This is a genomic window from Kitasatospora sp. NPDC056800, assembly GCF_042789775.1.
GTDB lineage: Bacteria > Actinomycetota > Actinomycetes > Streptomycetales > Streptomycetaceae > Kitasatospora.
In genome coordinates, this window is sequence record NZ_JBHUAL010000202.1 from 1 (window position 1) to 17,845 (window position 17,845).

The window sequence follows — 17,845 nt, forward strand, 5'->3', positions numbered from 1 at the left end:
CGGGGCGGGCGGGGGCGGCGGCGGTGGGGGGGGGCGCGGGGGGCGCGGCGGGCGGGCGGGCGCCCCGCGCCCGGCGGGGGGGGCCCCCCGCGGCCGGGCCCCCCCCGCGACGGAAGACGAACACCTCAGCAGGGCTTGCGCCAGGCGTTCAGTTCGAGCTTCTTCCGCATCGAACTGAAGCCCAGCGACTTGGCCTTGCCGCAGAACTGGTCCGTGTCGAGCTTGTACTCGACGTGGAAGACCGCCTTGCCCGCCTTGACGAAGGGCGCGACCCGGTCGCACTCGTCGAACTGCGCGCACTCCTCGTTGACCGCGAAGTCGAAGTCCGGGAGCAGGGCCGGGATCTGGTCCAGGTCGTTCTTCAGGCCGATGGCCAGGCCGCGTTCGTGGGCGAGCTGGGCCAGCATCCGGTTGTACTTGAGCTGGTCGTCCGGGGTCAGCGGGAAGCCGCTGTTCTGGTTGTACGCCTCGATGGTGTCCGGCTCGACGGCGTCGAAGCCCTTGCTCCGGCACATGTCGAAGCGGGCGGCCATCAGCGGCTTCAGCTGGTCGAGCTTGCGGATGTCGAACCACTTCTCGCCCTTCCAGCCGGTGTCCGAGCCCTGGAGGGACTTGGCGAAGGCGGCGGAGTCGGGGCGGAAGTCCTCCCAGGAGCCGGCGTTGATGTAGCAGATCACCTTGCGGCCCTTGGCGTGCAGCGCGGCCACCACCGAGGCGTCGTTCTCGAAGCCGTCGATGTCGTAGACCGGGACGTCCACCGACTGGTCGACGCCGCCGCCGAGTTGCCACTGCCAGGCGAGGCCCGGGGTGGGCTGCCAGCGGGCGCCGGCCGGCGGTGCCGGGTTGCCCGGCGGGGTGCCGGTGCCCTGCGGGGTGCCGGGAGGCGTGCTGCTGCCGGGCGTGCCCGGGGCGGGCGCGGTGGTGCCGGGAGCGGTGGGCGCGGGGGTCGGCGTGCCCGGCTCGGTGGTGCTCGGGGCGGGGGTGCCGGGGGTGCTCGGCGCGGTGGCCGCGGGGGAGTTGCTCGGGGTGCCGTCGGCCGAGTCCTGGTCGTCCTCCGAACCCGAGCTGCTGCACGAGCTGACCAGCAGGGCGGTGGCGGTGGCGAGGGCCAGGGCGGCCGGGAGGTGCCGGTGGTTGCGGCGGTTCACGGTAGTCGGACTCCGGATCGGGTCAGGTCAGTTCGGCGGCGTTCAGGCCGTACGGCAGGGTGCGCCAGGGGTTCTCCCCGGCCCCCGGTACGGCGCAGCCGACGCCGGCTCGCCGGGCGGCGATCAGGGCGGCGGCGTCCTGGGCGTGCTCGGAAGGGACGTCGTAGACCAGGTGGCAGAAGCGGGAGGCCGCGTGCCGGCCGGTCCACAGCGGCAGCGTCATGGCGCGGTAGGCGTCCCAGTCGCCCTCGAAGGTCACCAGCAGGTCGGCCAGGCCGACTTCGGCGTAGCCCGGGTCCGGGTGCTCGCCGTGGCCGAACACCACGGTGCCGCAGCCGGCCGCGCGGGCGGCCGTGGCCAGCCGCCGGTAGTGCGCGAGCGCACCCGGGTGGGTGGAGACCTGGTCGAGGTAGACGCCGGTGATGCCGTGGCGCTGACGGTACGTCAGGATGTCGGCCACCACGGCCGCGTGCGGCCGGCGGCCGTAGTCGGTGTCGGTGTAGCCGACCAACGGCAGTCCGGCGGCGCGGAGTTCGTCGGCGGCCTCGGCGAAGACGTGGTCCGGGAACTCGCCCGGACCGTCGGCGAGGTTGAGCACGACGGCGGCGATCCGGGCGGGGTCGGCGGCGGCGACCGCCTGCCAGGCCGCCGGGTCCACCGCGGGGTGGACGTACAGCGGCACCAGCAGGCGGCCGTCGGGGGTGTGCCCGGCGGTCATGCGACCACCGGGTCGGGCGTGGGCCCGGCGGTGCCGAGCCACAGGTCGCGCAGGGTGTCGGCGAGGTCCGTCTCCGGCCGCCAGCCGAGCTCCCGGTCGGCGGCCGACACGTCGGCCTGCTGCCAGGAGACCGCGGCCGAGCGCTCGGAGCCCGCCCCGCTCTCGTCGATCCGGCCGGTGAAGCCGGCCGCGGCGACCAGCCCGTCCGCGATCGCCCGGACCTGCCGGGCCTGCCCGGAGGCCAGGTTGAGCACCCGGGGGAGCGGACGGTCGGCGGTGACGGCCAGGCCGACCGCCTTCGCCACGTCCCGGGCGTCGACGAAGTCGCGGTAGGCGGAGAGGTCGCCGACCGTGATCACGCCGTCGGCGCCCTCGGGCGCCACCCGGCGCAGCTCGGCGGCCAGCCGGCCTGGCAGCGAGCCCGCCGGGGCGCCGGGGCCGACCGGGTTGAACACCCGCAGCACCACGGCGTCCAGCGGCGAGCCGGCCACCGCGAGGGAGCCGGCCAGCTTGGTCGCGCCGTACACGCCGACCGGGCGGGCGTCGGCGTCCTCGGCGAGGGACTCGCCCCGCGCGCAGACGCCGTACTCGCCGGCCGAACCGATGTGCACCAGGCGGGCCTTCGGGGCGCCGAGGGAGAGCGCCTCGCAGAGCACCGCCGGGCCGCGGGCGTTCACCTCGGCGAGCTTGACCGCGCTGCCGGCCACCGCGCCGGCGAAGTTGACCACCGCGTCGGGGGCCAGCGCGGACAGTTCCTCGCCGAGCGGGCCGGCCTGGGCGGTGGCCAGGTCCAGCCGGAGGTCGTGGGCGGGCCGCCGGCCCGCGGTCAGCACGGTGGCACCGGGCACTGACCGCAGGACGGCGGTGGCGTGACGGCCGAGGAAGCCGTCGCCGCCGAGGAGCAGAATTCTCACGCGGCCCGTCCGTCGCTCTCGGCGCCCGCGGTGGCGGGCTCGGTGGTCGCGTCGTCCGGGGCGGTGCGGGCGGCCGGGATCGGCAGCTCCGCGACACCCGGTGTGATGCCGCTCGACTCGAAGGGCATCAGGACCGGACGGATGGTGGAGAACTCGGCGTTGGCCCGGTCGTAGTCGTCGGGCCGGCCGATGTCCAGCCAGTAGCCGCCGAACTCGTACGCGGCGGGCGGGGTCTCGGCGGCCAGCAGGTCGAGCACCAGCTCGTCGAAGCCCAGCGGCAGGCCGGGGGTGTACTTGGCCAGCGCCGAGCGGGAGACGCCGTACACGCCCATCGAGACGCGGTAGTCGATGCTGGGCTTCTCCTGGAAGCCGGTGATGGTGCCCTCTTCGGAGGTCAGCACGCCGAAGTCGATCTTGACCTGGCGGGCGTAGGTGGCGATGGTCAGCGGGGCGCCGGACGCCTCGTGGTGCTTGAGCACCCCGGCGAAGTCCAGGTCGGTCAGGATGTCGCCGTTCATCACCAGGAAGTGCTCGGGCAGGCGCTCCTGCATGGTGAGCAGCGGGCCCATGGTGCCGAGCGGGCTGTCCTCGACGGCGTAGCCGACCCGCAGGCCCCACTGCGAGCCGTTGCCGACGTAGGCGCGGATGATGTGGCCGAGGTGGCCGATGGCCAGGGTGACGCTCTGGAAGCCCGCGGCGGCGAGCTGGCGCATCACGATCTCCAGGATCGCGTGCTGGTCGCCGATCGGGACGAGCGGCTTGGGAAGCGCGGTGGTGTACGGGCGGAGACGGACGCCCTTACCGCCGGCCAGGATCACTGCGTGCATGGTGTTTCCCCCACGGAAAGGATGTGCAGGACACGAACCTTGGTTACCAGGACGAGCAAGATCGGTCGGGGCGGGTCAGACGTTGTAGATGTCGGTCTTGTAGCGGGCCAGGTTGGCCGGGTCGCGGAAGAACTCGATGGTCTGCTCCAGGCCCTGCTCCAGGCTGAAGTTCGGGGCCCAGCCGGTGGCCTCGCGCAGCCGGGTCGCGTCCGCGACCAGGCGCATGACCTCGGAGTTGGTCGGACGGATGCGCTGCTCGTCCTCCTTCACCACCAGGTCCACGCCCATCAGCTTGCCGACCAGGGTGACCAGGTCGCCGACCGAGATCTCGCCGCCGGTGCCGGCGTTGAAGGTCCGGCCGACCACCGTGTCGGCGGGCGCGGAGCCCACCGTGCGGAAGGCGTTGGCGGTGTCCTTGACGAACGTGAAGTCGCGGGTCGGGCGCAGGTCGCCGAGGGTGATCTCGGTCTGGCCGGCCGCGACCTGGGCGATCACGGTCGGGATGACGGCGCGCATCGACTGGCGCGGGCCGAAGGTGTTGAACGGGCGCAGGGTGACGACCGGGGTCTCGAAGCTGGCGTGGTAGCTGTCGGCCAGCCGGTCCCCGCCGGCCTTGGAGGCGGCGTACGGGGACTGGGTGTTGATCGGGTGGTCCTCGGTGATCGGCACGGTCTGCGCGGTGCCGTAGGTCTCGCTGGTGGAGGTGTGCACCAGGCGGGGGATCTCCTGGTGGCGCACCGCCTCCAGCACGTTCAGGGTGCCGGTGACGTTGGTGTCCACGTACGAGTGGGGGGCGCGGTAGGAGTACGGGATCGCGATCAGGGCGGCCAGGTGGTAGACCGCCTCGGTGCCCTTGACCAGGCCGTTGACCGAGCCCGGGTCCCGGACGTCGCCGAGGACGATCTCGACCGAGTCCAGCACCTCCTCGGACAGGGTCTCCAGCCAGCCGAAGGACGAGAACGAGTTGTACTGGACCATCGCGCGGACGTGGTGCCCGTCGGCGACCAGGGTCTCGACGAGGTGGGAGCCGATGAAGCCCTCGGCTCCGGTAACCGCAACGCTGCTCATGCGGATGTCGCTTTCTCGATCTGCCGGGGCGGCCGGACGCACTGGGGTGGCCGGCCGCCGTTGGCCCGGTGGGTGTCTCAGGTGGAACGGGTACGGCGGTGCACGCGAAGGAGGCGTGCGGGATATTCGATGTGTTCAGCGGTGCTGGGTGGTGCGTTTTCAGCGGTGCTGGGTGGTGCGGCCGAGCGCGGGCCCGGCCAGTGCGGTGAGGACGAAGGCGGCCGTCCCGCAGCCGATCAGCTGCAGGACGATCGGGTCCGCACCCGCCAGCAGCCCGGCGCTCTCGGCGACCGCGGCGGCCAGACAGACGAGGGCGGTGCTCCAGCTGAACCCGAAGGCGTTCAGCAGCAGCGCCAGCCAGAGCGAGCCGCCGAGGAGCAGCATCGCGCCGAGCTGCGGCACGCCGAGCGCGGGGGCGCCGGGCCACAGCACGGTCGCGGCGGCGTCCAGCGCGGCCACGGTGGTGAGGTAGATGAAGAGGCAGCCGAGCAGGATCCCGCCGGTGCGGCGGGTGAACTGGCCGCTGGTGTGGCTGGTGCGCAGGGCGGCCACCGCCATCGCCCGGTAGCGGAAGAGCAGCCACTCGGCGAGGCCCAGGCTGAGCGTCAGCGCGATCATGGCCGGTCCGGTCGGGGTGGTCGACGTCCCCTGCGCGGGGAGGCCGCCGGACTGCACGGCCTGGTGGATCGTCCCGCCGAGGCCGGCGATCAGCGTGAGCGCGCCGCAGGCCAGGCCGAACAGCAGGTGCGGGACCTCCTGGCGGACCGGCAGCCTCAGCTCGACGGACTCGCGTTCGCCGCCGCGGATGCAGACCAGCAGCTCCCGGACGGCCAGTCCGACCGCCAGCACCAGCGAGACGAGCAGCACGACCGTACGGACCGGCTGGGGGACGTCCGCCGCCAGCACCACGCCCGCGCCGACCGAGGCCGGGGCCAGCGCCAGCAGCAGGAACTTCTCCCGCCCGAGCACCAGCAGCACGGTCGCCGCGCCCAGGTAGCAGGACTGCCCGGCGGCGAAGCACAGCGCGCCCAGCGGCCCGCCGACCACGTACGCGGCGGCCGCCGCGACCAGCGCGCCGACCGGGGCGCCGACGGCCAGGCAGACCGCGGCCTCACGGCGGCGCAGCCGGCCCAGCCAGCGGTAGGAGCGGTGCGCCAGTGCCTGGTTGAAGCCCCAGCTGACCAGCGTGGCGACGGACAGCGCGAGCATGCCCGAGGGCAGGCCGAAGCGCATCCGGGTGGTCGCGAACAGGTTGGCGCCGAGCAGGTAGCCGAGCCCCGGCAGGGCGAACACCAGGCCGCGCACCACGCAGCGCCAGGGGTCGGCCCGCCAGGGGTTGGCGAACTCGGAGCTCGGGCCGGGGTAGCGGCGCTCGACCTTCTCGAACAGTTCCTCGGCGACGGTGAACGCGTCGGGGCGGCCGTAGAGCAGGGCGGCCTGCTCGTCCGACAGGCCGTCGGACTCCAGGAAGGCCGCGATCTCGTACGGGTGGACGGCGTCGGCGCAGACGTCGCGCAGGCGCTCGGCGAGCTCGTCCAGCGGGTCCGCGGGGAGGTAGAGCGAGTCATCCGGCTCCGGCTCCGGCTCCTGCTCCGACGGGGCGGGACGGCGGCGCTTGAGCGGCAGGGCGCGCAGCTGCACGGTCTGGTCGGGGCCGGCCTCGCCCGGAACAAGCCTCAAGGGACCGCTCACGCGTCCACCTCGCTGTGCTCGGCGGCCGCTGAGCGGGACACGCGCCTTTCGATGGTTCGCTCGCTGCGCTCGTTCACGCTCTGACCTCGCTGTGCTCGGCGGCCGCTGAGCGGGACACGCGCCTCTCGATGGTTCTGTCGCCGTGCCCGTTCACGCGCCGACCTCGCTCGGCTCGGGGCGGGCGGCGGCCAGCTGCTGGTCCCAGTCGGGGCTGGGGACCTGGTCGGTGACGGCGACCATGCCGCCGGGCATCCAGCGGGCGGTGCCCAGGAGCTCGGTGTAGATGCCGCGGAAGCCGTCGATGTTCTGGCGGAGGGTGAACTGCTCGATCACCCGCAGCCGGGCGCCCTCGCCGAGCCGGGCGCGCCGTTCGGCGTCGCGCAGCAGCTCGATCGCGGCGGCCGCCATCGGTTCGGGTTCGCGCGGCGGGACGACCAGTCCGGTGTCGCCGACGGCCTCGCGCACGCCGCCGACGTCGGTCGAGACGGTCGCGCGGCCGCAGGACATCGCCTCGATCAGGGTGAACGGGAAGCCCTCGCTGATGCTGGAGAGCATGACCACGTTGCCCGCCGCGTACGCGTCGGTGATGTCGGCGACGCGGCCCTCGAAGGCCACCGAGTCGGCTATGCCGAGCTCGGCGGCCAGGGCTATGCAGCCGTCCCGGTACGCCTCGCCGCCCTTGGGGGTGCCGCCGAAGAGCCGCAGACGCGCCTCGGGGATCTCCCGCTGGACGATGGCGAAGGCCCGGATCAGCGTCTCCAGGTCCTTGATCGGGTCGACCCGGCCGGCCCAGCTGAGGGTGGGCGTCTCGGGCTCGGGGCCGGCCGGCGGGAAGGCCGCCGGGTCCACCCCGTTGTAGACGGTGCGGATGTGCGAGGACGGCGTGCCGCCGCGCTCCTCCCAGCGCCGGTTGTACCGGTTGCCGGGGGTGACCAGGGCGGCCTGCCGGTAGCTCTCCTCGGCGAGCATCCGGTAGAAGCCGAGCAGCAGCGCCTTGACCGGCCAGCGGTAGGGGCCGGTGCGGTAGCCGAGGTAGCGCTCGCGCAGGTAGATGCCGTGCTCGGTGAGCAGAAACGGTACGCCGTACTGCTGGGCGGCGATCAGCCCGGGCAGGGTGGCGAGGCCGCCGCTGGCCGCGTGCGCGACGCCGTCCTTGGGCGGCTCGACCGAGAGCGGCCGCAGGGCGTGCTCCAGCAGGTCGGTGGCGTTCAGGGCGTCGTGCAGGGTGGGCCGGGAGACGGCGGTCGGCAGGTAGTCGCGGGTCCAGACCTGCTGGAGGGTGCGCAGCGCGCGCTCGCTGCGCAGCGCCGGGCTGAGCAGCCCGTGCCGGGCGAGGTCGGCGAAGTTGTACAGCTCGGTGCCGAAGTGGGTGGTGTAGACCGGGTCGAGGATGGAGTGCAGGAAGCGCTCGTACGCGTTGAGGAAGCGCCGCATCTCCTTGCCGCGGGGCGCTCGGCCCTCCGAGGCGGGCCCCCACAGCGGCGCGGTGGTGACCGACCGTACGTTGGCGGGCAGTTCCCAGGCCAGTGGCTCGTGGCCGGTTCCGGTGACGGCGATGACGTCGAACTCGACGTCCGGCATGCCCTGAACGAGCTGGTCGCACCAGACGCTCACGCCGCCGTGCTGGTGCGGATACGTCCCCTCGGTGAGCAGGGTGACGCGCATTCCTGTCCCCCCTCCTGTTCTTGCGTAGGTTCCGGCCTGGATGACCGGAACGGGAGCCGTGGCGGGTGGTGCTGGTTACCGGTTACCGGTTGCCGGAGCGTCCGGTGGTGCTGCTCGGCGTGGCCGTCCCCCCAGAGGCCTTGCCGTTCTTCGTCGCAGCCTTGTCGTCGTGGCCGTTGCCGCCCTGACCGATGGTGCCAGCGAGGACATCCTTGCCGGGCACCGGGGTTCCGCTACCCGGGACCAGGGACGGAGCGGGCTTGCGGGTGGTGTCGCTCGGCCCCACCGGGACCGGGGTGGCGACACCCTGCGGCACGACCTTCTTGTCCGCCGGCGCCGGGGCCGGGACGGACTTGGCCGCGACGCCCGGCGCGACGGGGGCCGGGGCGGCCGGCGCGGACGGCAGCTGCAGGGTGACGCTGCTCTGCAGCGCGCCCGGGGACACCCAACCCGAGAGGGTACCGGCGTAGGACGAACCGAACCCGCCCGTTCCGATGGCCAGCTTCTGAGCGGTTCCGGTCGGCATGGTGGCCTGGACCTGAACGCCGGACGGCGCGTTGACGGTGACGGTGCCGCCGACCCGGTAGGCGGTGACCTGGCCGGAGGCGAGGGCGGTGTTCCAGGCCGCGCGGCGCTGGAACTCCTGGCCGATCTCGCGCTGGCTCAGGTTCACGATCGGGGCGCTGTCCGCGTGCAGCGAGCGGTAGGTGCCGAGGATCTTCTCCAGCACCGGGTACAGGATGCGGTCCTCGGACAGGTTCGACTGGTGCACGAAGTGCGGCCGCGGGTCGTTGCTCAGCACGTGGCCGAGGTCGATCCGGGCCTCCAGCGGCACGATGTACGACTGGTAGCCGGTGGTGGTGTCCAGCGGCTGGGGCAGGCAGGTGGAGTTGGCGTTGTTCTCGCAGACGCCGCTGCCACCGTTGGCCTTGCTGGTGTAGATCCAGTTGTACTCGTCGGCCTCCTCCTTCGCCGTACCGGCGTTGTAGAAGACGTTCATCGGGTACCGCGGCACGGTCAGGGCGGCGCCGACGGGCCGCTGGCCGGTCTCGCGGGAGGCGTCGCTGGCGGTGAACTTGATGCCGTTGGCGGCCAGCGCCGGCGCCAGGTTCGGGTTGTCGCTGGTCTCCTGCGGGGCGGTCAGCAGGCCGGAGTGCTCGCCGGTGACCAGGGACTGCGGGTCGAAGCCCAGGCCGTTCGTGGTGGCCCAGTCGGCGTTGGTCTTGATCTGGGAGGAGATGGTGTTCTGGTCGACCCAGACGGTGGCGCCCGCGGTGTTCTTGGCGCAGACCCACGGCACCACGGTGACGTTCTGCTCGCAGCCCAGGTACGGGTGGGTGTAGGTGTGGTTGACCCACCGGTAGTTGTTCTGGTCGGCGATCATCTGGTTCGCCGTGGGGTCCACCGTGGTCTGGTGGTCGGCCTTCCAGTCCTCGCTGCCGCCGCCGTTGAACACCATGTCCAGGGTGAAGTTGTTGGCGGCCTGCCACTGCTTGAGGTGGTTGGCGTCGTCGACGGTCATCCGGATCGGGTTGGCGGTGTCCGGGGTGCCGGGCGGGCAGGTGACGTCGCCGGGGGTGCACTTGAGCACGGTGTCCCAGCGGTCGTCGGCCAGGAAGACGTCGTCCACGTGGGTGGCGAAGTAGTTGCGGTCGTAGCCGAGGTGGACACCCTGTGTGAGCCAGTCGACCATGCCGCGGGCCAGCAGCCGGTACTGCTGCTGGTACTGGTTGTAGACGAACGTGACGACCAGTTCCTTGCGGCCGTCGTGGGTGTACTCGCCGACCAGCGAACCGCGGCTGGCCGTGTTGGGTATCGGCGCGTCGACCAGCGGGACGAACGAGGCGCCGGCCGGCAGGCTGGCGAGCGGAGTGGCCAGGTAGCCGTAGCTCTCGCCGACGTTCGGGTCGTTGTCCTCGAACGGGACGCTGCCCTTGAGGTACCCGAACGGGCCCGAAGTTCCGGCCGCGGTGGTGGCGCCCTGGAATCCGTCGAGAGTGCCCACGAATCCGGGATTCTGGGCGTAGTTCAGCCCCACCGCCGGGTTGGCCCACGTGTACGCGTCGATCTGGCGGACGTTGAATGCGGCTTCGTAGGTCGCGATCGCCGTCATCTCGGTGGCACTGTTGGGGAAGGGGTTTTCGTTGGGCAGCACGATGCCCTGGAACTTCCCGCGGGGCTGGCCGTTCAGCGTGTCGCTCAGGAAAGCGGAGTTGATGACGGGGCGGTTGGGGTCATTGAGGCTGATGACCTTGTAGGGCGTGCCCTGGCTCTTCAACTCGGCGGTGATGGCAGCGACGGACGGGCCGCCGTCGTCGACGACCAGGACGGTGAGGTCGATCCTGGGCGGCGCCGCGTCGGCGTGGGCCAGGGTGGTCTGCAAGCCGCTGGCCAGCAGGACTGCCGCCGCGCACGCGGCGACTCTTCGGGTCGCTCGACCCATGGTGATCCTCCCCTTGGTGCAGGCGTCACGCTGCTCGGCGCTCGCCTGCCCGTGTAGCTGTTCGCGGGCAGCAGGCTGCCCGGGCCCATCCTGGTCGAGGGACGGTGGTGCGAGGGACCAATTGGGCGAGAGTGCAGCGAACCTGTTACCAACGTTCATGGCGAAGCCATGAAGGCGCTGATTGTGACCGGAACCGGACCGGCGGCGCAAATAGTGAATTGAAAATGAAAAACCGGAAGCTGACTGCTACACGTGGTTACCGACGGTGCGGCCCAGTGGGGCGGGCGGGACACCTACACTGTCGTCGTTGCGCATGACACTCTTGCACATCTCGCCGCCCAGTTGGGCAGGTTCATGCAATATCGGGCACGGCTGTGCCATGTGACAGTCCGAATATGCAATGGAGGTGCTCACATGGTCGATCAGCATACCGAGTCCGGGGGATTCCCGAGCGTACGGAATGCGTCACCGGAGGCGGGCGGAACGCCGCTGGTCGGACGCAGTCTCGGTTTGCGCGGTGCGCTGAATGCCCGTGATCTGGGCGGGTACCGGACGGCTGACGGGCGGATTCTCCGGCCCGGGGTGGCACTGCGCAGCGATGGCCTGAACCGTGTCACCGCCGAGGACCTCGGCCCGCTCGGCGCGCTCGGCCTGCACAGCGTGGTGGACCTGCGGAGCATGGCCGAAGTCCGCGAGACCGGTCTGGACCACCTGCCCGGCGGTGTGACGCTCCACCACCTCCCGCTGCTGGCACCGGACTTCGACATCGTCCTGCTGGTCCGCGACGCGCTGGCGGACCACGACCCGGAGCGCCAGCGGGCGCTGCTCGGCGACGGCCGGGCGGCCGCCCGGATGGCCGGCCTCTACCGGTGGTTCGTCACGGACCGGGTGGCGCGCGAGCGATTCGCCGCCCTGCTACGGCTGCTGGCGGACCCTCAGGGGCCGCCGCTGCTGTTCCACTGCTCGGCGGGCAAGGACCGCACCGGCTGGGCCGCGGCCCTCCTGCTGACCGCCCTGGGGGTGGACCGGGAGACCGTCCTGGCCGACTACCTGCTCACCAACGAGCGCTCCGCCCCGGTCGTACGGCGGGTGCTGGACGACTTCGGGGCCCGCGGCCTGATGCGCGAGCCCGAGCTGCTCCTGCCGGTCTTCCGCGCCGACGGCGGCTACCTGGACGCGGCCTTCGCCGAGGTCGTGGCCGGCTGGGGCGGCTTCGACGCCTACTGGCGGGACGGACTCGGACTGGACGGGGAGGTGCTGGCCGGGCTGCGCGCCAACCTGCTGGACGACCCGGGAGCCGAGCGGGGCGGCCCGGCTCCCGGCGGTCGGCTCAGCCCTCGTTGATCAGCCCCTCGCGCAGCTGGGTGAGCGTCCGGGTGAGCAGCCGCGAGACGTGCATCTGGGAGATCCCGATCTCCTCGCCGATCTGCGACTGGGTGAGGTTGCCGAAGAACCGCAGCATGATGATCCGGCGCTCGCGCGGCGGCAGCTTGGCCAGCAGCGGCTTGAGCGACTCCCGGTACTCGACGCCCTCCAGCGCGAGGTCCTCGTAGCCGAGCCGGTCGGCCAGCGGGCCGTCGCTGTCCTCCTCGCCGGTGCTGGAGTCGAGCGAGCTGGCGGTGTACGCGTTGCCGACCGCGAGGCCCTCGACCACGTCCTCCTCGCTGACCCCCAGGCAGGCCGCCAGCTCGGCGACGGTGGGGGAGCGGTCCAGCCGCTGGGAGAGCTCGTCGCCGGCCTTGGTGAGCGCCAGCCGCAGCTCCTGGAGCCGGCGCGGAACGCGGACCGACCAGCTGGTGTCCCGGAAGAAGCGCTTGATCTCGCCGACCACGGTGGGCATCGCGAAGGTGGGGAACTCCACCCCGCGCTCCGGGTCGAACCGGTCGATCGCCTTGATCAGGCCGATCGTGCCGACCTGGACGATGTCCTCCATCGGCTCGTTGCGGCTGCGGAAGCGCGCCGAGGCGTACCGGACCAGCGGCAGGTTGAGCTCGATCAGGGTGTCGCGGACGTAGGTGTGCTCGGCGCTGCCCGGGTCCAGCGCGGCCAGCCGCAGGAACAGCGAGCGGGAGAGCGTCCGGGTGTCCAGCACCGAGCCGGGCGGCGTCTCCGGTCCCGTGTCGGGGCCGGGCGGCCGGGCCGGTTCGACCCGCTGCCGCGGGACCAGGTCCTCGACGACGGCCGTGCCGTTGGCCTGGCCGCCAGCGTGGATCTCCGCAGTGCCCAGCTCTCCGGACATGCACCCACCCCCTTGTGACTGTCAGTTGAACGGGGGCCGTCGCGCGGTGGTTCCCGGCGAGGGCCTTCCCCCTGCATACCGGAACACGGTCCACGGCAAACCCGAACGTCGCAAGATGTCACGCCGGGGTAACTCGCTGCAATCTCACTCTTCCCAGGAGTTGCCGGTCCGAAGCCTGGTCAGGATCCGGGAGAGCAGCCGGGACACGTGCATCTGGGACATCCCCAGCTCGGTGCTGATCTGGGACTGGGTCAGGTTGGCGAAGAACCGCAGCATCACGATCCGCCGCTCCCGCTCGGGGAGCTGGACCAGCAGGTGGCGGACCATGTCCCGGTGCTCGACCTCGGCCAGCGCGGAGTCCTCGTAGCCGAGCCGGTCGAGCAGGGCGAGCCCGCCCTCGTGCTCCTGCGCGGCTTCCAGGGACGCCGCGTTGTACGCCCGCCCGGCGTCCAGGCAGGCCCGTACGTCCTCCTCGGGGATCCGCAGGCTGGCGGCGATCTCGGGCACCTTGGGCACCCGGCCGTGCAGCACCGTCAGCTCCTCCATCGCGCCGCTGACCTGGACCCACAGCTCCTGGAGCCGGCGCGGGACGTGCATGGTGCGGACGTTGTCCCGGAAGTAGCGCTTGATCTCGCCCAGGATGGTCGGCAGCGCGTAGGTGGGGAACTGGACGCCGCGGCCGGGGTCGAAGCGGTCGATCGCGTTGATCAGGCCGATGGTGCCGACCTGGACGACGTCCTCCATCGGCTCGCTGCGGCTGCGGAAGCGGGTGGCGGCGTAGCGGACCAGCGGGATGTTCACCTCGATCAGGGCGGCCCGGACCCGCTCCCGCTCGGGGGCGTCCGGGGGCAGCTCGGCGAGCCGTTCGAACAGCACCCGGGTCAGCGTCCGGACGTCCACGGCGGGGCGGCCGCCGGGGCCGCGCAGCCGGTCCGGTCGGAGCTCGCCGGCCGGGCTGGTGATCGCAGCCAGCACTTCGTCCACGGACACCTCACCCCTCCCAAAGTCGTCAACGGCGGGCCCTGCGGAGCGGGTGCCACGGCGGGTTCACGACCTCGCCATGTCCGGCAAAACCGGTCATAGCATCACAAGGTGGGCACAGGTCGGGCAAGCACCCGATGGAGGTGTGTTGGTGGGCCGTTCAACCTTTCCCGGGCCGGCCGGCGAACCGCCGCAGGGATCGTTCCGGGACGGAGCAAGGCGCCCCGCCCGGAAGCCGGACGGGGCGCCGCGGTCTGTCCGGGGGAAGCGCCGGGGTCGGGCTTCGGGTGGTCCGGGGCGGACGGGTGGGGCCGGACGGGTGCTCAGACCTCGACGTCGGCGATCACCCAGGTGGCGAACTCGCGCCAGAGGCCGGCCGCGGCCTGGTGGTCCGGGTGGGTCAGGTAGGCCTGGAGGGCGTCGCGGTCCTCGACCAGGCTGTTGATCGCGTAGTCGTACGCGATGTCGCGCTCGGTGGTGTTCCAGCCGCACTCCCACTCGCGCAGCTCGGGGATCACCGAGCCGAGCGCGTCGAAGGCCTTGGCGCCGGCGAGCACGCGCTCTTCGTCCTTGCTGACGCCTTCGTTGAGCTTGAACAGGACCAGGTGGCGGATCACGATTGCCGCTCCTCGCGGACGGGGACAGAGGGTCCCGCTCACCGTAGCCGGTGCCCGGGGGCCGACCGCTACCCGAATGGGTGCGGGCCGTCCGTCACTTGATCAGACCGGTCATGAAGGTGCCGACGGCCTTGGCCGCGTTCGAGATCCCCTCGAAGCCGAGCTGGACCAGCTCGGCGGACCGGGAGGGTGAGGTGATGATCGAGTAGAGCACGAAGATGAGCAGGAGGGCCATGCCGATCTTCTTCGCCTGCGCCATCGGGTGACCTCTTCCTCCCAGCTGTGGGCCGCCGTCATCCGGTCCCCGAGCGGCCTGCAGGGGGCAGCTTATCCACCCGGACGGGCTATCAAGTGTGCGACGCGTTCGGCCGGCGGGACGAAGGTCCCCGCGAGTGGGGCCTTTCTCCGGATGCCCGCTCGCGGGCCGGACGGCAGGATGGAAGACGTACCGAGGATCTGGCAGGAATCCCCGGTGCATGGATCCGGAGCTCCCCGCTGTGGGACCGGTCGCCGCGGCTTCCCCCCGACGCGGCGCCGGTTGTGGGACTCCGCCGGGGGAGCGGTCAGTCCCCCCGAACCGCTCCCCCTCCAGGCTCCGTACGGACCGGGCACCGGTGGTCATCGGCCCGGGGTACGGAGCCGTTCCCATGTCCGGGGCCGTTCCGGCGGTGCCCCGCGGCCCGGCGAGTCGGACGGCGCGGAGCAGGCGGCCTGACAGGTGAAGTGAGACCAGAACTGAGACCGGCACGACGAAGGCCCCGTTAAAAGTTTTAACGGGGCCTTCGTTCGTCCTGCTCATGGCGGTAGCGGTGGGATTCGAACCCACGGTGGAGTTGCCCCCACACACGCTTTCGAGGCGTGCTCCTTTGGCCGCTCGGACACGCTACCGAGAGGAACTCTACCGGAGGGGTGGCGCAGTCACGAAATCCGTATCACCGCGGTGCCCGGCGGGCCCTCAGCGGTGGGTGTCGAAGAAGGCGCGCAGCTGCGCGCCGCACTCGTCGGCGAGGACGCCCGGGATCACCTCGGGCCGGTGGTTGAGCCGGCGGTCGCGCATCACGTCGAAGAGCGAGCCGGCCGCGCCGGCCTTCTCGTCGAGGGCGCCGTAGACCACCCGGTCGATCCGGGACAGCACGATGGCGCCGGCGCACATGGTGCACGGCTCCAGCGTGACGACCAGCGTGCAGCCGCTCAGCCGCCACTCCCCGGTCTTCTCCGCGGCCTGCCGGACCGCGACCACCTCGGCGTGCGCGGTCGGGTCGCCGACCGCCTCGCGCTCGTTGTGGCCGCGTCCGATCACCTCGCCGTCCGGGTCCAGGACGAGCGCCCCGACCGGTACGTCCCCGGTGGCCGGCGCCAGCGCGGCCTCGGCGATGGCGAGGCGCATCGGCGCCGCCCAGCGGTCGCGGACCGGGTCGGGGCGGACGGGGGCGGGCAGCGGGGGGACGCGCGGGACGGTCAGCGGAGTGGATGCGGGCTGCATGGCATCCAGTGTCGGGTATCCGGTGGTGGACACCGGCATGGCCGACGCCGCTACCGGACGGCCTCCAGGACCTCGCCGCAGCCCAGGGCCTCGGCGATCTCCTCCAGGGCGTCGCCCGGGACCGCGCCCTCGCCGCTGAGCGCCAGCAGCTCGTCGGCGGCGAGGCCGAACTCGGTGAGCAGGTGGGCGTCGCCGAGCGGGCCGACCGGGACGCCGCCGCGGGCGTCGGCGTCCTCCTCGTCCTGCTCCTCGGCCTCCTCGGCCTCGTCCAGCAGGTGGTCCAGGTCGCCGAACTCGCTCTCGCCGGCCTGGTCGACCAACTCGTCGGTGAGGACGGAGCCGTAGGAGCTGCGGGCGGCCGCGGCGCCGTCCGACACGAAGATCCGCGGGTCCTCCTCGCCGTCCACGCGGACGACGGCGAACCAGGCGTCCTCCTGTTCGATGAAGATCAGGACGCTGTCGTCGTCCTGGGCGGATCCGCGGGCCAGGTCGGCCAGATCGGCGAGGGTTTCGACGTCGTCGAGCTCCGTCTCGCTCACATCCCACCCGTCCTCGGTGCGAGCAAGCACTGCAGCGAAGTACGCCACCAGGGACACTCCCAAGATCATCGGTCTCGGCTGTCGGCGCGCACGGGCAACGCGGAAATCTGGCCGCCCCCGCGCCAGAGGCGGTCCGCTTGTTCGGACCGTCCCATCGGAATCGTGACAGAAAGCCCGCCCTTGCGGGGGGTGTTCTGCAGCGCGTCTTTGCAGGTCGTGTCGGAAGGACCGGGTGGCGGACGGCGAAGCCGGGCCGGGGCGGTCCGAGGCCGGTCGAAATTTGCTCCGAACGCCCGGCGGGGCCGTTCGGGTCCCTTCCCGGGGCCGTCCGGGTGTCGCGCCGGACGGGCGCCAGGGCGGCATCAGGGTGGCCCGGGGGTGCCTCCCGAGGCGGTTCCGGGAGCGGTTCCGGGCCCGGTCAGATCCGGAAGGTCCGCATCCGCATCGCCTCGCGCATCCGCCGCTCCTTGGTCCGCCGCGGCTGGACCCGCTCCCGCAGCTCGCGCGCCTCGGTGAGCTCGCGCAGGAAGACGGCCCGCCGCTTGCGGCGCTCCGCTTCCGTCTCGGGGTGGTCGTACGGCGGGCCCGGGCTCCGGCCCACCCCGTCGACGGGCTCGTCCATCGAGCCGTCCCCAGGGTTCGGGTTGCTCGTCATAAGAGGTGACATTCCCAGAACGGCCCGGTTGATACCACAGGAGGCACTTCCGTCCGGACGACCGCGCCGGGTCACGGCGGGTCATGGGAGCGTCACCCGGACCGGCGCCCCGGTGGGCACGGCGAGTCGTACACCCGTCCAGGACCGGGCTAACCTCGATACATGCGTCTCCACGTTGTTGACCACCCCCTGGTCGCCCACAAGCTCTCCACCCTGCGCGACGAGCGCACCGACTCGCCGACCTTCCGTCGCCTGACCGACGAGCTGGTGACCCTCCTCGCCTACGAGGCCACCCGGGACGTCCGCACCGACGAGGTGGAGATCACCACCCCCGTGGCGGTCACGCTGGGTACCCGCCTCAGCTACCCGCGCCCGCTGGTGGTCCCGATCCTGCGGGCCGGCCTCGGCATGCTGGACGGGATGACCCGGCTGCTGCCGACCGCCGAGGTGGGTTTCCTCGGCATGGTCCGCAACGAGGAGACCCTGGAGGCCTCCACCTACGCCACCCGGATGCCGGACGACCTCTCCGGCCGCCAGGTCTACGTGCTCGACCCGATGCTGGCCACCGGCGGCACCCTGGTCGCCGCGATCAGGATGCTGATCGAGCGCGGTGCCACCGACGTCACCGCCGTGGTGCTGCTGGCCGCCCCCGAGGGCGTCGAGGTGATGGAGCGGGAGCTGGCAGGCCTGCCGGTCACCGTCGTCACCGCCGCCGTGGACGAGCGGCTCAACGAGAACGGCTACATCGTCCCGGGCCTCGGCGACGCGGGCGACCGGCTGTACGGCACGGCCGGCTGAGCCTCCCCACCCGAACCACCGAACACCGAGAGCCCCCGGCACTGCGTCTGCCGGGGGC

At 72.3% G+C, this 17,845-nt stretch carries 16 protein-coding genes, 1 tRNA gene and 1 pseudogene; 2 read left to right on the plus strand and 16 right to left on the minus strand.

Going from position 1 to position 17,845, the window contains the following annotated elements:
- Positions 1 to 125: 125 nt before the first annotated feature.
- The 8 genes and pseudogenes from ACFRQN_RS32710 to ACFRQN_RS32745 all read right to left on the minus strand — a co-directional run bounded on the left by ACFRQN_RS32710 (position 126) and on the right by ACFRQN_RS32745 (position 10,475).
- Entirely contained in the window at positions 126 to 1,148 is a 1,023-nt protein-coding gene (locus tag ACFRQN_RS32710) for an endo alpha-1,4 polygalactosaminidase (protein WP_380743983.1), read from the minus strand.
- 22 nt (positions 1,149 to 1,170) lie between these two features.
- Entirely contained in the window at positions 1,171 to 1,866 is a 696-nt protein-coding gene (locus tag ACFRQN_RS32715; RefSeq protein WP_074001827.1) for a spherulation-specific family 4 protein, read from the minus strand.
- Positions 1,863 to 2,780, minus strand: a complete 918-nt coding sequence (locus ACFRQN_RS32720; RefSeq protein ID WP_380743985.1) for an NAD-dependent epimerase/dehydratase family protein — start codon at positions 2,778 to 2,780, stop codon at positions 1,863 to 1,865. Before ACFRQN_RS32720 ends, ACFRQN_RS32715 begins: the two co-directional genes overlap by 4 nt.
- Positions 2,781 to 2,905: 125 nt before the next feature.
- A pseudogene (locus ACFRQN_RS32725) lies at positions 2,906 to 3,607 on the minus strand (NDP-sugar synthase); the annotation flags it as partial.
- Between the two features lie 75 nt (positions 3,608 to 3,682).
- Positions 3,683 to 4,675, minus strand: coding sequence for an SDR family NAD(P)-dependent oxidoreductase (locus ACFRQN_RS32730; protein WP_074001825.1), 993 nt, complete (start codon positions 4,673 to 4,675; stop codon positions 3,683 to 3,685).
- A gap of 159 nt (positions 4,676 to 4,834) precedes the next feature.
- Positions 4,835 to 6,367 (minus strand): hypothetical protein, encoded by a 1,533-nt coding sequence (locus ACFRQN_RS32735; RefSeq protein ID WP_380743987.1) that lies wholly within the window; start codon positions 6,365 to 6,367, stop codon positions 4,835 to 4,837.
- Positions 6,368 to 6,517: 150 nt separating this feature from the next.
- The gene (gene pelF / locus ACFRQN_RS32740) at positions 6,518 to 8,032 is read right to left on the minus strand and encodes a GT4 family glycosyltransferase PelF (RefSeq protein ID WP_049650152.1); all 1,515 of its coding nucleotides are present in this window, start codon (positions 8,030 to 8,032) and stop codon (positions 6,518 to 6,520) included.
- Positions 8,033 to 8,114: 82 nt separating this feature from the next.
- Positions 8,115 to 10,475 (minus strand): hypothetical protein, encoded by a 2,361-nt coding sequence (locus ACFRQN_RS32745; RefSeq protein WP_380743991.1) that lies wholly within the window; start codon positions 10,473 to 10,475, stop codon positions 8,115 to 8,117.
- A 414-nt stretch (positions 10,476 to 10,889) separates the two neighbouring features.
- Here ACFRQN_RS32745 and ACFRQN_RS32750 point away from each other — a divergent pair, with 414 nt between their 5' ends.
- Positions 10,890 to 11,819, plus strand: coding sequence for a tyrosine-protein phosphatase (locus ACFRQN_RS32750; RefSeq protein ID WP_380743993.1), 930 nt, complete (start codon positions 10,890 to 10,892; stop codon positions 11,817 to 11,819).
- Here ACFRQN_RS32750 and ACFRQN_RS32755 read toward each other — a convergent pair.
- From ACFRQN_RS32755 to ACFRQN_RS32790, 8 genes are all read right to left on the minus strand, one after another.
- On the minus strand, positions 11,806 to 12,714 hold the full coding sequence (locus ACFRQN_RS32755; protein WP_049650154.1) for an RNA polymerase sigma factor SigF: 909 nt from the start codon (positions 12,712 to 12,714) through the stop codon (positions 11,806 to 11,808). The genes ACFRQN_RS32750 and ACFRQN_RS32755 overlap by 14 nt on opposite strands.
- Positions 12,715 to 12,858: 144 nt before the next feature.
- Positions 12,859 to 13,704, minus strand: a complete 846-nt coding sequence (locus ACFRQN_RS32760) for an RNA polymerase sigma factor SigF (protein WP_375876738.1) — start codon at positions 13,702 to 13,704, stop codon at positions 12,859 to 12,861.
- Between the two features lie 314 nt (positions 13,705 to 14,018).
- Positions 14,019 to 14,312 carry a Dabb family protein gene (locus ACFRQN_RS32765; protein ID WP_049650156.1) on the minus strand — a complete coding sequence of 98 codons (294 nt, stop codon included), beginning with the start codon at positions 14,310 to 14,312 and terminating at the stop codon, positions 14,019 to 14,021.
- Positions 14,313 to 14,406: 94 nt separating this feature from the next.
- Positions 14,407 to 14,571, minus strand: coding sequence for a hypothetical protein (locus ACFRQN_RS32770; RefSeq protein WP_181970620.1), 165 nt, complete (start codon positions 14,569 to 14,571; stop codon positions 14,407 to 14,409).
- A gap of 539 nt (positions 14,572 to 15,110) precedes the next feature.
- Positions 15,111 to 15,200, minus strand: a tRNA-Ser gene (locus ACFRQN_RS32775).
- Between the two features lie 67 nt (positions 15,201 to 15,267).
- Complete coding sequence (gene tadA, locus ACFRQN_RS32780) at positions 15,268 to 15,795, minus strand: tRNA adenosine(34) deaminase TadA (protein ID WP_079272045.1); 528 nt, start codon at positions 15,793 to 15,795, stop codon at positions 15,268 to 15,270.
- 50 nt (positions 15,796 to 15,845) lie between these two features.
- Positions 15,846 to 16,403 carry a tRNA adenosine deaminase-associated protein gene (locus ACFRQN_RS32785; protein WP_049650157.1) on the minus strand — a complete coding sequence of 186 codons (558 nt, stop codon included), beginning with the start codon at positions 16,401 to 16,403 and terminating at the stop codon, positions 15,846 to 15,848.
- Positions 16,404 to 16,752: 349 nt separating this feature from the next.
- Positions 16,753 to 16,956, minus strand: coding sequence for a hypothetical protein (locus ACFRQN_RS32790; RefSeq protein ID WP_049650158.1), 204 nt, complete (start codon positions 16,954 to 16,956; stop codon positions 16,753 to 16,755).
- A 195-nt stretch (positions 16,957 to 17,151) separates the two neighbouring features.
- Here ACFRQN_RS32790 and upp point away from each other — a divergent pair, with 195 nt between their 5' ends.
- On the plus strand, positions 17,152 to 17,787 hold the full coding sequence (upp, locus tag ACFRQN_RS32795; protein WP_049650159.1) for a uracil phosphoribosyltransferase: 636 nt from the start codon (positions 17,152 to 17,154) through the stop codon (positions 17,785 to 17,787).
- Positions 17,788 to 17,845: the final 58 nt, after the last annotated feature.

What these genes read in the sequence shown, in the direction of transcription:
- ACFRQN_RS32745 (WP_380743991.1), bottom strand. Translation starts at nt 10,475, where the DNA reads ATGGGTCGAGCGACCCGAAGAGTCGCCGCGTGCGCGGCGGCAGTCCTG.
- ACFRQN_RS32785 (WP_049650157.1), bottom strand. Translation starts at nt 16,403, where the DNA reads ATGATCTTGGGAGTGTCCCTGGTGGCGTACTTCGCTGCAGTGCTTGCT.
- ACFRQN_RS32790 (WP_049650158.1), bottom strand. Translation starts at nt 16,956, where the DNA reads ATGGACGAGCCCGTCGACGGGGTGGGCCGGAGCCCGGGCCCGCCGTAC.
- ACFRQN_RS32755 (WP_049650154.1), bottom strand. Translation starts at nt 12,714, where the DNA reads ATGTCCGGAGAGCTGGGCACTGCGGAGATCCACGCTGGCGGCCAGGCC.
- ACFRQN_RS32770 (WP_181970620.1), bottom strand. Translation starts at nt 14,571, where the DNA reads ATGGCGCAGGCGAAGAAGATCGGCATGGCCCTCCTGCTCATCTTCGTG.
- ACFRQN_RS32730 (WP_074001825.1), bottom strand. Translation starts at nt 4,675, where the DNA reads ATGAGCAGCGTTGCGGTTACCGGAGCCGAGGGCTTCATCGGCTCCCAC.
- pelF (WP_049650152.1), bottom strand. Translation starts at nt 8,032, where the DNA reads ATGCGCGTCACCCTGCTCACCGAGGGGACGTATCCGCACCAGCACGGC.
- upp (WP_049650159.1), top strand. Translation starts at nt 17,152, where the DNA reads ATGCGTCTCCACGTTGTTGACCACCCCCTGGTCGCCCACAAGCTCTCC.
- ACFRQN_RS32715 (WP_074001827.1), bottom strand. Translation starts at nt 1,866, where the DNA reads ATGACCGCCGGGCACACCCCCGACGGCCGCCTGCTGGTGCCGCTGTAC.
- tadA (WP_079272045.1), bottom strand. Translation starts at nt 15,795, where the DNA reads ATGCAGCCCGCATCCACTCCGCTGACCGTCCCGCGCGTCCCCCCGCTG.
- ACFRQN_RS32750 (WP_380743993.1), top strand. Translation starts at nt 10,890, where the DNA reads ATGGTCGATCAGCATACCGAGTCCGGGGGATTCCCGAGCGTACGGAAT.